This window comes from Chitinophagales bacterium (assembly GCA_041392475.1).
Taxonomy (GTDB): domain Bacteria; phylum Bacteroidota; class Bacteroidia; order Chitinophagales; family UBA2359; genus JAUHXA01.
Window position 1 is genome coordinate 21,421 of record JAWKLZ010000005.1, and the last position, 14,680, is coordinate 36,100.

Sequence of the window (14,680 nt, forward strand, 5' to 3'; positions counted from 1 at the left end):
ATAACACATTTCATATTTATCATACTATTTTTTTAATAAAAATTATTTGAACTATGCGAAATTTTTACGCTTTGTTATTATCGCTTCTGATCAGTGCTGGTGCATTTGCACAGGTAAGCGGCACGATTACAGATGGCGAAACTGGCGAACCTTTGGTAGGGGCTACGGTTCTGGTCAAAGGTACTACACAAGGTACTGTCACCAACTTTGATGGTGATTTTGCTTTAAAAGGTCTTTCTGATGGTAGCCATGATTTGGTTATGACTTATATTGGCTATACCGAACAAGAAATGAATGTAACCGTAAGTGGCGGTAAAGCTGATGTTGGAGAAGTAAAATTGGCTTCTTCTGCAATTGGCTTGTCGGCTGTGCAGGTAATCGCCTCTGTTGCAGTAGATAGAAAAACACCCGTTGCCGTTTCCACCATTAAAGCCGAGCAAATTGAAGCAAAATTGGGAAACCAAGAATTTCCTGAAATTTTGAAATCAACTCCTTCTATTTACACCACCAAACAAGGTGGTGGATTTGGTGACGCTCGTATCAATGTGCGTGGTTTTTCACAAGAAAACGTGGCTTTGTTGATCAATGGTCTTTCTGTTTCTGGTATGGAAGACAACAAAGTATATTGGTCTAACTGGGCAGGTTTGGGTGATGTGACCCGTACGATTCAGGTTCAACGTGGATTGGGTGCTTCTAGAATGGCAATTTCTTCTGTTGGAGGTACTATCAACATCATTACCAAAACAACTGACCAAGAAAAAGGAGGAAACTTCTTTTCTTCTATCGGCAATGATGGCTACAAAAAAACAGGGGTAACACTTTCTACAGGTCGTACTGAAAATGGATGGGCATTTACTTTTTCTGGCTCTCGCACTACAGGTGATGGATATATTGAAGGAACGTACATTGATGCTTGGAGTTATTTCCTTTCTGTTGCAAAAGAAATCGGAACAAACCAACAATTATTGTTTACCGTTTTTGGTGCGCCACAACGTCATGGACAACGTGACTTTTTTCATCCTATTGATGACCAAAGAGATGTGTATGGAACTAAATGGAACGATGATTTTGGCTACTACAAAGGAGAGAAGTTCTTATTTCGTGATAACTTCTACCACAAACCTCAAGCTTCTTTGAACCATATATGGGACATCAATGAGAAAACAAACTTGATTACAGCACTTTACGGTTCTGTTGGTCGTGGCGGTGGAACTGGAGATATTGGAACTGCAAGAGAATTTTTGATTCAACACGATTCTTACGGCAACCAACAATTTGACCAAATTGCACGATACAATGCAGGTTTGAGCAACGAAATTGGCTTGACCGATTTCCCTGACCTTACGTATGAAATGGCTGGAGGTTCATCAGGTTCTGGTAGAATTATTTCTGCTACAAATGGAGGTATCATCAAACGTGCTTCTATGAACGAACACGAATGGTATGGTTTGCTTTCCAACTTATCTCACGACCTATCTGATAACCTAACTTTGACTGGTGGAATTGACTTCCGTTTTTATACAGGTAGTCACTACCGTAAAACCATTGACTTATTGGGAGGTGATTATTGGTTTGATGATGACAACATCAACAACAAAACAGATTGGGTAGATCTCAATGCGGATGGCATCAAAGATGCCAATGAATATGGTGTTTTAGTACGTCCTACCAACGATGCGTCTTCCTTCTTTGGTTCTGTTCCTGATGATCAAAAAATTGACTACTACAACGATGAAGACATCAATTGGTATGGTCTTTTTGCACAATTGGAATATTCAAAAGGTCCATTGTCTGCTTTCCTTTCTGGTGCTTACAATGCAACACAAATGCGCCGATACGACTTTTTCTTGAAAACACCAGGTAATCAAGTGACCGATTGGTTGAACTTCTCTGGTGGAAATGCAAAAATTGGAGCAAACTACAATATTGACGATAACCACAACGTATTCGTAAATGCAGGTTATATCTCTCGTGCGCCTTACTTCGATGCCTTGTTCCCTACCTTCAACAACGATGAACCCAACGAAAATCCTGTAAACGAAAAAGTAGTGGCTTTTGAATTGGGCTATGGCTTACGCACCACTGGTTTTGCAGCAAACCTGAACGCTTATTACACAGATTGGAGCGACAAAACTGAATCTCTTTCAAGCAGAGATGCTGGTGGTCAAATCTTTTTTGCAAGCCTTTTGGGTGTAGATGCAAACCACAGTGGAGTAGAATTGGACTTCAATGCTCGTATTACCTCCAACATCAAATTGACTGGTTTTGCAGGAATCAACAATTGGGAATGGAAAAATGATCCTAATGGTACGATTACAGACGAAAACCAAAATGTATTGGGTGAGGCTACTTACTACATTGATGGCTTGAAAGTAGGTGGCTCTGCTCAAACTACTTTAGGCTTGGGTACAGACATTAACCTCGGTAATGGATTAACATTCAATCTTCAATGGTTTGGCTTCGACAATCTATATGCAAATTACAATCCTTCAAACCGTAGCAATCCAGATCTCAAAGGTATTCAAGCATTGGAATTGCCTTCTTATAGTCTAGTAGATGCTGGTTTCGCTTGGAAATTCAAATTTGCAGGTTTGGATGCAAGGGCAAATGTAAATATCAACAACTTATTTGATGAAGAATACATTGCAGAAGCACAAGACAGATACCGTGCTGGTGACTCTACGGACAAATTAATCAGCGACACCAGTGGTTGGTACGGTTTTGGTCGTACTTGGAACGCAGGTTTGAAAATTTTCTTTTAGTAGATAGTGATTGGTGATTAGAAACTGGTAATTGAATCGGTTTCTAAACAAAACACAAAAGCCCTTAGCATTGCAGAATGTTAAGGGCTTTTTTTGATGTAAGCATTTGAAAATTCAATCTACTACTCCCACTCAATCGTTCCTGGAGGTTTTGAAGTAATGTCATACACCACCCGATTGATGTGTGGCACTTCATTCACAATTCTTGTAGAAATCTTCTCCAAAACATCGTAAGGAATTCTTGCCCAATCCGCCGTCATTCCGTCCGTACTTGTCACGCCACGCAGCGCAATAGCCGTATCGTAAGTGCGTTCATCCCCCATCACTCCCACACTTCGGATACCTGTATAAACTGCAAAGTATTGCCAGATGTGTTTATCCCAACCTGCTTTAGCGATTTCACTGCGATAGATAAAATCTGCTTCTCGCAAGATTTCTAATTTTTGCTCGGTGATGTCACCTATTACCCGAATTGCCAAGCCAGGCCCAGGAAAAGGTTGACGTTCGGTGAGATAGCTCGGTAAGCCAATCACACGCCCAACTTCTCGCACCTCATCTTTGAACAAATCTTCCAAAGGTTCAATAATTTCTTCAAAATCAACATGGTCAGGCAATCCACCTACATTGTGATGGCTTTTGATGGTTGCGCCATGTTTGCTGCCGCTTTCGATGATGTCGGCATAAATAGTGCCTTGTACCAAATAGTCGACCTTGCCGATTTTTTTGGCTTCTTCTTCAAAAACTCGGATAAACTCTTCTCCAATGATTTTGCGTTTTTTCTCTGGGTCGCTTACCCCCGCCAACTTCGACAAGAAACGCTCTTGAGCATTTACCCGAATCAATTTGAGCTTGAATTCGCCTTTGAAGAATTCCTCTACTTCATCGCCTTCATTTTTCCGCAATAGTCCATGATCTACAAAAATACAGGTCAACTGCTCTCCAACGGCATGGTGAATCAAAGCGGCAGCAACTGAAGAATCTACACCTCCTGATAATCCGCACAAGACTTTTTTACCTCCAATTTTCTCCCGCAGTTCTGCAATTTTCTCTTGGGCAAAATCTCCCATAACCCAGTCGCCTTTGCAGCCACAGATATGGTAGAGAAAATTTTGAAGGATTTGAGTGCCATAGGGTGTATGGACAACTTCGGGATGAAACTGGACTCCATAGATTTTCTGGACATCATTGGCGATTGCACCCACAGGACAGGTATCCGTTGAAGCAATTGTCGTAAAACCCGTTGGCGGTTCGCTCACATAGTAGGTGTGACTCATCCAACAGGTAGATTCTTTTTCGACTCCTTCAAACAGGATGTGGTCGGAGGTGACATGCAGTGGTTTTTTGCCATATTCCCGTTCCTCCGCTTTTTCTACTTTTCCCCCCATCAAATGACCAATCATTTGAGTGCCGTAGCATATCCCAAAAATGGGAATGCCCAAATCGAGAATAGCTTTGTCTATAATGGGTGCATCGTCTGCATAAACAACACTTGGACCGCCTGTAAAAATAATTCCCTTGGGATTTTTGGATTGGATTTCAGCAGGAGATGCATCCCACGGTAGGACTTCGCAATAGACTTTGGCTTCTCTTACTCTTCTGGCTATCAATTGGCGATACTGTGCGCCAAAATCTAAAATAAGGATTGTTTCGTGCTGCATGGCAATATTTGAGGTTGCTAAATTGCATGCAAAGATAGACAATGGATGAAAATTAAAATGGCAATAAAAATAAATAATCAATCAATGATTGGGTTATTTGAAAATAGAAGGTAATAAAAAGTAAACAGCAGTCCCTTCTCCTTCCCTAGATTGCAGCCCAATTTCTCCATTGTAAAGAGATACAATTTTCTTACAAATAGCCAAGCCTATACCTGTTCCTTCATAACTTTGCTTGTGTAATCTTTGAAAAATGCGAAATATTTTTTGTTGTTGTTCTGCTTCAATTCCAATACCATTGTCTCTGACTTCAATGTACTGACGGTTGCGTTTTTGATAGGTATGAATATAGATATGACAAAGGCGATTGGGATCACTAAATTTCAATGAATTTTCAATCAATTGAGTCATCAGCCATTGAAAATGTTTGGGTTCGATACTCATAGTAGGCAATATATCTATCTGAACCTTCGCTTTTGCAGCGTCTATTTTGGGTTGTAATTGTGTCAATATTTTTTGAAGGGTTTCATTAGTATCAATTTGCACAACTTTTGCTTCGTTCAATGACAAAGTAGTGTATTTCAGAAGGTCTTCCAGTAATTTGTGCATATAATTTGCTCCTCCTTCAATGTATTGCAACAGTTCTAACACTTCTTCATTGAGTTGTTCTTTGTATTTTGAACTCAACAAAGTCGAAAATCCAGTGATGTTGCAAAGAGGTTCTTTTAGATCATGTGCCACAATAAAAGCATATTGTTTCAACTCCCTGTTATACTGTTGTAATCGTTGATTTTGCTCTTCAATTTTAATATGCCTTTCTACCAATACATCCATTTCTTCTTCTTGCTTGCTTAGAATCGCCTGAACTTTCTCCTTCTGTTCGGGGTAAAAATACTGTGATTGAAGCTGAATGAGTTGATCTTGATAATCTATACAATTCTCCCACCATTTTCTTTCTTTACAGTATTGTATAATGATTTCCAATACTTCTTTCTCTTCCACTATATGTTGGTGCTCACGAGCATTCAAAAGGGACTTTTGGAATGATTGGTAGGCATCATCATATTTCTGCTGACCAAGATAGGCTTTTCCTAACAAACGAAGACAGACACTGATGCGTTTCAACTGCTTGAGTTGGATATTAAAATCAATAGCTTGTCGTAAATAAAGCACTGCATTATCATACTGTTTTTGCGCCAAACTCACCTCTCCAAAGTTTTCAAAACAAGCTGCTTTTTTATCCATATACAACTCGCTGTCACCCATTACCTCCAACGATTTAAGGTAATAAGGTGTCGCTTCTTCATATCTCTCCAGACACTGCAATGTTACACCGATGTTGATATACGTATTTAATTTATTTTTTTCTTCAAAACCCTCTGCACGCTCCATTGTTTTTTGGTAAAACTTCAATGCTTTTTCATATTTTCCTTGCTCAAAAAAAGCTGTTCCAATATTGGAGTAAATAAAACATTCCTGTCCTTCGGTATGTAAACTCAAGGCTTTGAATAGAAAATGTAGCGCATTGCTGTGTTTGTTTCTTCGGAGATTTAGTAGCCCCAAATTGCTGTAAACATGTGCGGTAAATTCGTCTTTACCCAGTTCTTCTGCCACTTTAAGCGCACGGATATACTGTTTTTCTGCCTTTTGATACTGCTCCAAACGGTGCCAATAAAAACCCCATTTAATCGTTAAACGAAACAGATTTTTTTTATCATTCGACTGTTTAGACAGTGCAATGGCTTCTTTTACCAGCACTTCAATATTAGATGGTATCTCATTGATACCCTTATCCAATAAGGCTAAGGCATGGTCTAATATAGAAAGATTTGATATTTTGGGATCAATAGTGTTTTCGCTTACAGCGGCTATCATAAGTATTCATTTGGGTGTGGTTCTCTTTTTTACGAACTTGAATCAAATAAGTTTTTAATTTTGATTTAGTACTTAAATTTTTCCACCATTATTGCTAACCATGCTGCTTCAATTCTCCTTCAATTGTCAGTACATGCTTCTTCAATTTTGCATCCTTTTTCACCAAAAAGCCCACACCCAATAACCAAATCTCCTTGTCCAAACCTTCAAAAGATTCGTAATATTTGAGTTGGTCAATTTGGTTGATGGCTTGCTTTAACAAATAATCCATTGTTCCTTTTTCACCATATTTGAATTCGATGATGTAAATTTTCTTGCCCAAATCTAAGGTGCAGTCAATTCGCCCTTTATCTGTTGCATCCTCCAAATTAGGGCGCACACCTAACAGTGTCATTACCAAATAAAACAAACCGTGGTAGTAGGCTTCACTTGCTTTATTGCGATGTTGATAGGGCAATGCACCAAAAAGTGAGCGAAGGAGCGTTAAGAATCCCTCTTTATCATTTGCTTCCAAAGCAGTTCTCAATTTGATTGCTTTGTAATGAATAGAATTGGTCGTATCTGCTGAAAAAGCACTCAAAATAAAGGCGTTGAAGGAATGTCGGACTTCATAATTGGGGTAAGTCAAAGTATATAAATCTCCTATCTCTGTTTCCAAAAGGTCTGTCACTGTCAAATAACCTGTTTCAAACAATAGTTTCTCCAAAGGAATTTTCTGCTCTAAATCATAACTACTGTCTAAACCAACTGCTTCCTTATTTTCAAACTCCTCCATCGTAGGAGCCTTTTCCCTTTCTTTAGAGTATTTCTCTTTAATCAATTCCATCAAAATAGTGGGTGTACCCGTTTCAAACCAATAGTTTTTGAACTTTAAATCCTTGAAAACATTGACAATAGAATAGGGGTTGAATATTTTGTTCTTTGCCTCCCAAGAATAACCATCATACCAATATGTCAATTTCGCCAATAGTTCATCTTCACTTATTTTTTCCTCTTGAGCAAAGGCTGCAATATAGTCTCCAAAATAATCTTGTAAATCCACTGGAGTAAATCCCACAATGTTGTTGAATGGCTTCAACAAACTCACATCTTTCATTAGGTTTATGACCGAAAAGATAGACATTTTGGCAAATTTAGAAATACCTGTCAAAAACACGAATTTGATTTCGTTGTTACGAGCTTTTAAAATACTGTAAAAATCTCGCAATGAATTTTGGTATTTCGTAGCCAACTCTAAATCAGCAATATGTCGAGCAATTGGAGCATCGTATTCATCCACCAAAATCACCAACTCTTTACCCGTTTTGTCATATACATCTAAAATCAAATTTCTTATTTTGCTCAGATAATGAGAAGACGTAAGACTTATATCATACCTTTCCCCAAATCGATCTAAGATACTTGACATTTGTTCTTCAAATAATTCAAGCGATTTATAATTCAAATCTCCAAAATCAATCCGAAGCACAGGATATTCCTTCCATTCTATTTTATCTTCAATCCAAAGCCCTTTGAACAATTCCTTTTTGCCTTGAAATAAAGCCTCCAAAGTACTAATCAACAAAGATTTTCCAAACCTTCGAGGGCGAGATAAAAATACATACGAACTGTAATTGATTAAATCATATATCTCCTTAGTTTTGTCCACATAAACATATCCTTCCTCAATCATTTGGGGAAAACTCGACTTAGCTAAAGGTAATTTTTTCATCTGCATCAATTGGATTCAATCTATATTGTGTTAATGCTTGTGTGAAGATAAAGGTTTCTTTATACTAAGAAAACCTGTATCCAAAAAGGGAGGTGTGGTGAAGGTAAGGGATAGAAAAAACCGTATATTGGCAACAGAGCGAATATTATTAACTCACTAAACAATCATCTCAAAATAATATTTAATATTACAACACTGAAAAATGATGTGTTACTGCAATTAGAATCAAAAATAAGAAACCCTTACCCCTCATAAAATATCAATCCACCAATCACTACCCTACCGACTTCGGCACCGCAAAAACCAAGTTCCGCCCCTTATAATGCTCCACCAACTGCCGATAAATCGGACTATGCTCCAATACATCCGTATTTCCAATCAAAATCAAATGGTCTTGCGCCCTCGTCAAGGTCACATTCAAGCGTTTGTCCACCGTTTTGTCCTCATTCAAGACAGGTAAATAGCGCAATTGGGAAAAATCATTCACTGCAAAAGAAACAATAATAATCCGCTTTTGACCACCTTGATACCGCTCTACCGTATCCACCGTAATGTCTTGATAATCTTCGTCATCCAACTGTCGTCTAATTTCTGCAATTTGCGAACGGTACGGCGTGATTACCCCAATCGCATCCTTCAAATCTTCGGGCGCAAACAAAGGTGCAAGCTGATTCAACAACCATTTCACCGTTTTTGCCTCCTGCACATTTCGGTTGCGTTCAGGCTCGGTATTCGTTTTGATGAAAATACTTCTATGCAACTGCAATATTTTCAGAAACTTGGGCGCACCTTCTATATTTTCCAAATAGTCGGGTATAGCGGCTTCCTGTTCGGGCAAAAAGTTCTTCAATTCCCCATTGTAAAAATATTGGTTTGGAAACGCCACGATTTGTTCGTGCATTCGCCCCTGATAATCCAACATTCCATAAGCATCCAACCAACCCATTTTTTTGCAGCGCTTCACCAACCGTTCAAACAAGGAATCCGACAAACGCTTCAATTCAATCTCATGCAAAATCTCCTTGTCCGTCACCGATGTATCTGCATTTTGCAGCACAATAGCAGGCAATTGTTTTTCGTCTCCAATCAAAATAAACTTGTCTGTATTCCCCAAAATGCCCACAATTTGCGGCTCCAACAACTGCGAAGCCTCATCCACAATTGCCGTAATTTTGAACTTATCCCCTTGCACAGCCGAGTTAGTGCCTTTTTTGACCTCCAAAAAATGCCGCAATTCACTGCTACGTTGATAAGTCAAAACGGTGGTAATGAATACCCTACAACTTTCAATGGATTCCTTCAATACCTTCAAACTGTTCGCCTTGGCAAACTTCGACAAAACTACATCGGGATGTTCGGTAGAGTGGGCAAAACCCAATCTAAAGAATTTGGGCGTGTCGGGAATTTCTTTGATTGCGGCACACATTTCGTCCACCGCACGGTTGGTAAATGCCAGCAAAAGGATTTTCTCTTTCGGGTCTTTCAACAGTTGTTCCACCAGATTTTTGAGCATGACCTTCGTCTTGCCCGTACCAGGAGGCCCTTGCAGTAAGAAGTAATCCTTTGCAGCCAAGGCCTTCTGAACCAGTTTGTTTTGACTTTCCTTCAATTCTGGAAAACTAATGTCGGGCAGTTCCCCAAACCTCGGTTGACGAGTACCCAAAAGCAGTTCTTTTTTGAAGGGCATAAGGTTCAAAAACTGCTGCAAAAGTTGATACATCGCATCATAGCTCATATTCGTCGACTCCGTTTCAACCGCCCAAAAGTCATGCACTGCAAAATGATCACCCTTCACATGCACATTCACAGGACTAAATGCCAAGCGGTCTTTACCCACTTTTTTGATGGTCGCTTTTAGAATTTGGTGACGGGTCGGCTGCAATGATCCATCCGATTCTTGCGGATACAACAGCACAAAATCACCTACTCGAAAACGAGAAACTTCCAGCGTGTTTTCGGTCTTATTGAAGTGAACCTCCACGATTCCCGCATCGGTTTCTTCAATGTGTGTGTATTGCAGAAAAGCCAAAACACCATACTCTTGTTCTTTGACTTTCAAAGGTTTGTTCCACAAAGCTGCAAAACCATTATTGCCTTTTCCCTGTCTTTCACCAATTTTAGCTGTTCGGTGTTCTCTCGCAATGAAACCCACAAACTCATAAAAATAGGTCAGTTCCAAGGTCTGTGAACTGTCCAAGGTTTGCCGAAAATTGCGGATTTTGTTCTTTTCAGTTTCCCACAGTGATTGCTGCATAAAGCTCTCCAATCGAAGTAGTTGAATTACCTGTTGTGGATGATTACTCAATTGGTATTCATACGTCACCATCGCATTGCGGAGCTTCAATAGGCGGCGTTTGGAAGGAACATCGTTGGGAACGTTGCGGAGTGGGTTTTGGTCTTTGAGTGAACTCGAATAGAGGATGTAACTCACGCCCGTATGTTTGGGATCAATGGTGTCGAGCAAGAGATTGTACGCCACCGCTTGCAGAGAATCCTTGTAATCCACATTTCGCCCACGTTGAAGCGGATCTTTACTCGTTTTAAGCTCAATCACATCTTTCCGATTCGGTTCGTCTGCATAGCTGACCAACATATCCAAACGTCCACGTATCCCAAATTTGTCGGACAAAAAGGTAGGCTCAAAAGACAGTTCCTTGGTTCTCAGTTGTTGAACGGCCTTTGTTTGCAGGGTTGCAAAGTGGTATTCGGTTTCGAGACGCAGTTTTTTGTAGTCGTCGTTGGTGAAAATGAGTGAATAGGTCGGCTTGTTTTGGATGTATTCCGAAAACAAATCCATCAACGGAGGCGCAGGATTTCCCGACATCACCTCATCCAAATAGTTGTTCACGATACTACCCCGCATGAAATAATAGTTGGTGGGGGTTCCTGCAAATTTTGCCAAAATCATCATCAGCGCATTTACCCCTTCTCGCAGGCTGCAATTCGCCATTGAAGTAGCATCTATCAAAAAATCGGGGTCGAGTGTCACCAAACTTTCTCGGCTAATCGCATAAATCGGTTCGGTTGTTTGGAAGCTGCTTTCTTCGATGTCGAGGTGCGTGAAATGAATGCGGGCATATTCCCAAACGAGCGAATGTAGATAGGTAAATTCTTCCCACAAATAGATGTTTACCTTCCCGTATTCTTGTGAGGCACAGGTGAGTTGAAAATAACGTCTATCGTTTTTGGCAGTCTGCAATTCGCCAATCTCCAAAACCATTCCTTGTAGGTAGTCAATGTGTTCGACCTTCACAAAAACGGGAATTTTCTTGGCATCGGCATGAAAGTCCTCATAAATTTCCTCCAAAACCGTAGGCACAGCCGTTTCCGAAAAATGCGCTATCAAATGACTCAAAGTGAGGATTCCCTGTTGAAGGTCACCATAGTCCAAATCGTCTTCTTTCTGCTTGTTGTTATTGACTTGCGTGCTGACATATCCCCATATCCTAAGGTTTTTCTCCAAACCTTCGGGCAGGTCAAACTGATCCATCACGACCACCGAACGCTCGTAGTCCGAACTGAATACCTGCGGCTGATTTTCTGTTAATTGCATCAACAACTCGTGGTACAACTGTGTCATTTCGACTATCAGTTCTACTTTGGGTAGCTTTTTTTGGAAGGTGGCGTAGAGGTAGGTGTAGTAGGAATGGGCGATTTGGGGGGTGATTAGTAGGGAGTTTTTTGAAGTGGTCATTAATTTGTTTTTATGCTACTTGTATTTTTATCTTCAAAGATAGCACTTTTACTAAAACTACTTTTTCGTCTAAAAATCTAAGGTAAGGTTATTTTAGCCTTGTTCAAAACCATTCTATACAAGAAAAGCCGAATTCCCTTTAAAGAGATATTCAGCTTCACTCAAAATTATTTACTGTTTTCTACCGATGAATCACCAAAGGCTTCACCATCCTTTCGCCCTTTTCTCCACTCCAATGCACATAATACAATCCATCCGCCAAAGCTTCAATGGGAACGGCTAAACGCTGTTTTCCCTCCACGGTGATTGTTTGCTGCAATTGTCCATGCGTATTGTAAAACCGAAGTGTTCCTGTAGAAACTCTTGGCAATGTAATATTCACCTTGTCTTGACTTGGATTGGGGTACAAAGTCAATGCTACGTCATTCGATGGCGGTTCTTCAATGTCTGTGAATAAGGCATCTTTGTCAAATACTACTACATAATGCTTCTTCATAATGTTGTCAAGTGGCCCCCAGGGAGATTGATATATAGTATCATGGTCTATACTAAACTGCACCATCATATCTCCAGTATGTAGTTCTTGAGCACGATACATGTTAATTCTCTTGTCTATCACTTCGTTCTCCAATGTCCAATTAGCTATCTCATGTATATTCCCTTCTTCGTCACATTTCCACAAAAAACCCTCTGTACCTTCTCTGACACCTGCCAACAAATAACCTTCTTCGGTTTGAAGACTCGAAGCATAGATAATTTTGTTGGAAGCATCTATATCGCTTCTCCACAAAAAATCTCCATTCTCATCAAATTTGCTGACATAGTAGGGCCTGTCGGAATCATAAGGAATGCTGCCTTGATTCAATCTGCCATAGACCATATAGCCCGAAGTGTTAGACACCACAAGGCTTGCTCCTATTCCCGACTGCTCTGTGATTAGCTTTCGCCATTCTACCTCTTTGGATTCATTGAGTTTCACCAATTCTAAATAATTGGCAGGATTCTGGAAATCATCTACTTGAAATTCTTCTAGCAACAAAATATAGCCCCCTTCCTCTAAGTATTCAAACCCTCCGACTCTATCTCGATAAATACCATCATCTTCGTTGAGAATGCGATTGCCTGTAATGAAAGTATGAGGTTGGGTCTCTATACATGTTGAATCAGCATGAACAAAACGCCAAACGCCCCTAGGGGTTATCTGTGTATTGGGAAACCCTTCTACAACAAGGAAGGAATTGTTGTTAGGATTGTGCGCTAAAGAAGCCATTGCGCCACCGTTATTAACTACAAACGTTCCACCTACTTGCCAAGTAGGATTGTATCTCTCCAATACACTCCCATCTTCCATAGAGATGCGGCTGCGAAATAAATGCCCAGAATAAACGCTTTGAAGTTCTGGGTTTCTCTCATAACCCACTAAGTCAAGTGTGTTGGGACTACTCTGATAGAGATAGGCAGGAAAAGAGGGAATGTTATCCGTTTTTTTGGTAATGACTTTACTCCAAATAACTTCACCCGTTTCTACTTCTATATTGAATATAATCCATCCTTCTGCAAGAGGCTGTTCATAAACAAGGTATATATTCTCATCTAAATCGAGTGTATAAGTTGGATATAACAAATTAGCCATTTTATTTCCAGTAAATGTGCTAAAGTCAGTGGATTCTGTTTTGTTTTGTGACAGATGAAGCCATTTGATAGGAGTACCTGAAAAGTTGGGAAGGGATTGGGCATTTATTAGTAGAAAAAAATGTAGAATAACTATCGCATATAATATATTTTTCATATCATTGTAGTTTAATTAAATCTTCTCCAAAAACTCCCCAACAATCACCTCCAATATACCAACAATTTTCTCCAATTCCGTCTTTTCAAAATAACTAATTTCGTCAATATAAAGATGGTTGCCTTTCAATTGAAGAAACTGCCATTCCTTGCCAGAAGTAGCCACACCATATATAGTTGGATAAGCACTTTGGTGGTTTTCATTGAAGCGTTTAGCCGCTACCATTGCAGCCGCACACTGCCCCAAAGCCTCTTCAACATCTGCTTTTTTCGCTTCAACAATGGCAAAAACAGGAGCAGTGATGAGGTAAGTATCAGATTTATTGCAGAGCAGATAATCGCAATAACCCGTCAAACCTTTTGTTTTATCCACTTCAAATTTCTCTCCCGAAAACAGCGTAAAAGCCGCTTTGTGACGTGCCACCATATTCACCAAAACTGGGAATACCATAGATTCAGACCTTGCTTTTTCTGACTTCAATGGCACTAATTTATTCATTTCCAAGACTTGTAAAAGCAAATTATTGACTTTTAATGGGGGGACAGTTGTAAATAGTTCTGTGCGTACAATAGTCAGCTCAAGTTGTTCTTCTACGTCTCGCAGCGAAAAATCCTGAAAACTTTTAGGCATAAAAATAGTGTCTGTTTGAACTTGTTCTTCAATCGTTTTTAGTAAATCATAAAACTCGTTTTTCTCCAATAATGCCATTAAATTCTTTACTTGTGTTGGGGATAAACTCAATTGAACTGAGTTTGATTCTTGTTTTTGTTGAACATCCAATGGTATTGTAGCAATCATAATATAACATCTTTTGTTGTTTAAAGATAACATTTTACCCTCTCAAAACAAAACCCCAAAAGAGCAACCCAAGTTCACTTTTCCCTTTTTTAGGTGAGAAATAAACTTTTCTCCCTAACTTCACCGTTTATTTGGTGAAATCATCAAAATAGCAAAACAAGACATACCATGCTTAAAAAATTCGTATTCCTTTTATTAGCCGCAAGTTTAACCTTTTCAGTAGGTTGCAATCGAAGTACCTGCCCCAAAATGGACCAAGGACAACTCGAAATGGGCAAAAAGAAGCACAAAACCACATCGGGTTTGTTGCCTCCTAAAGCCTACAAGAAAAAGAAAAAATAGGGAACTCCTCTTTTTCTATTCGTTTAAGTTTGTAGTTTTGCAGCCAAGTAATTT

8 protein-coding genes are annotated in these 14,680 nt (G+C 39.6%); 2 read left to right on the plus strand and 6 right to left on the minus strand.

What is annotated here, in order from left to right:
* The first annotated feature begins 53 nt into the window (after window positions 1-53).
* Complete coding sequence (locus tag R3E32_29790; protein ID MEZ4888956.1) at window positions 54-2,762, plus strand: TonB-dependent receptor; 2,709 nt, start codon at window positions 54-56, stop codon at window positions 2,760-2,762.
* A gap of 122 nt (window positions 2,763-2,884) precedes the next feature.
* Here R3E32_29790 and guaA read toward each other — a convergent pair whose 3' ends face one another.
* From guaA to R3E32_29820, 6 genes are all read right to left on the minus strand, one after another.
* On the minus strand, window positions 2,885-4,420 hold the full coding sequence (guaA, locus tag R3E32_29795) for a glutamine-hydrolyzing GMP synthase (GenBank protein MEZ4888957.1): 1,536 nt from the start codon (window positions 4,418-4,420) through the stop codon (window positions 2,885-2,887).
* Between the two features lie 93 nt (window positions 4,421-4,513).
* Window positions 4,514-6,292, minus strand: a complete 1,779-nt coding sequence (locus R3E32_29800) for a tetratricopeptide repeat protein (protein ID MEZ4888958.1) — start codon at window positions 6,290-6,292, stop codon at window positions 4,514-4,516.
* Window positions 6,293-6,386: 94 nt separating this feature from the next.
* Window positions 6,387-8,003, minus strand: a complete 1,617-nt coding sequence (locus R3E32_29805) for an AAA family ATPase (GenBank protein MEZ4888959.1) — start codon at window positions 8,001-8,003, stop codon at window positions 6,387-6,389.
* 274 nt (window positions 8,004-8,277) lie between these two features.
* Window positions 8,278-11,697, minus strand: a complete 3,420-nt coding sequence (locus tag R3E32_29810; protein ID MEZ4888960.1) for an AAA domain-containing protein — start codon at window positions 11,695-11,697, stop codon at window positions 8,278-8,280.
* A 181-nt stretch (window positions 11,698-11,878) separates the two neighbouring features.
* Window positions 11,879-13,486, minus strand: coding sequence for a T9SS type A sorting domain-containing protein (locus R3E32_29815; protein MEZ4888961.1), 1,608 nt, complete (start codon window positions 13,484-13,486; stop codon window positions 11,879-11,881).
* Between the two features lie 15 nt (window positions 13,487-13,501).
* Window positions 13,502-14,284 (minus strand): hypothetical protein, encoded by a 783-nt coding sequence (locus R3E32_29820; GenBank protein MEZ4888962.1) that lies wholly within the window; start codon window positions 14,282-14,284, stop codon window positions 13,502-13,504.
* 168 nt (window positions 14,285-14,452) lie between these two features.
* Between R3E32_29820 and R3E32_29825 the strand changes: the two genes are divergently transcribed.
* Window positions 14,453-14,626: a hypothetical protein gene (locus R3E32_29825; GenBank protein MEZ4888963.1), complete on the plus strand. Its 174-nt coding sequence runs from the start codon at window positions 14,453-14,455 to the stop codon at window positions 14,624-14,626.
* Window positions 14,627-14,680: the final 54 nt, after the last annotated feature.

Bases quoted from the DNA above. Each gene is read 5' to 3' on its own strand.
- R3E32_29790 (MEZ4888956.1), top strand. From the start codon at position 54: ATGCGAAATTTTTACGCTTTGTTATTATCGCTTCTGATCAGTGCTGGT.
- guaA (MEZ4888957.1), bottom strand. From the start codon at position 4,420: ATGCAGCACGAAACAATCCTTATTTTAGATTTTGGCGCACAGTATCGC.
- R3E32_29800 (MEZ4888958.1), bottom strand. From the start codon at position 6,292: ATGATAGCCGCTGTAAGCGAAAACACTATTGATCCCAAAATATCAAAT.
- R3E32_29805 (MEZ4888959.1), bottom strand. From the start codon at position 8,003: ATGAAAAAATTACCTTTAGCTAAGTCGAGTTTTCCCCAAATGATTGAG.
- R3E32_29810 (MEZ4888960.1), bottom strand. From the start codon at position 11,697: ATGACCACTTCAAAAAACTCCCTACTAATCACCCCCCAAATCGCCCAT.
- R3E32_29815 (MEZ4888961.1), bottom strand. From the start codon at position 13,486: ATGAAAAATATATTATATGCGATAGTTATTCTACATTTTTTTCTACTA.
- R3E32_29820 (MEZ4888962.1), bottom strand. From the start codon at position 14,284: ATGATTGCTACAATACCATTGGATGTTCAACAAAAACAAGAATCAAAC.
- R3E32_29825 (MEZ4888963.1), top strand. From the start codon at position 14,453: ATGCTTAAAAAATTCGTATTCCTTTTATTAGCCGCAAGTTTAACCTTT.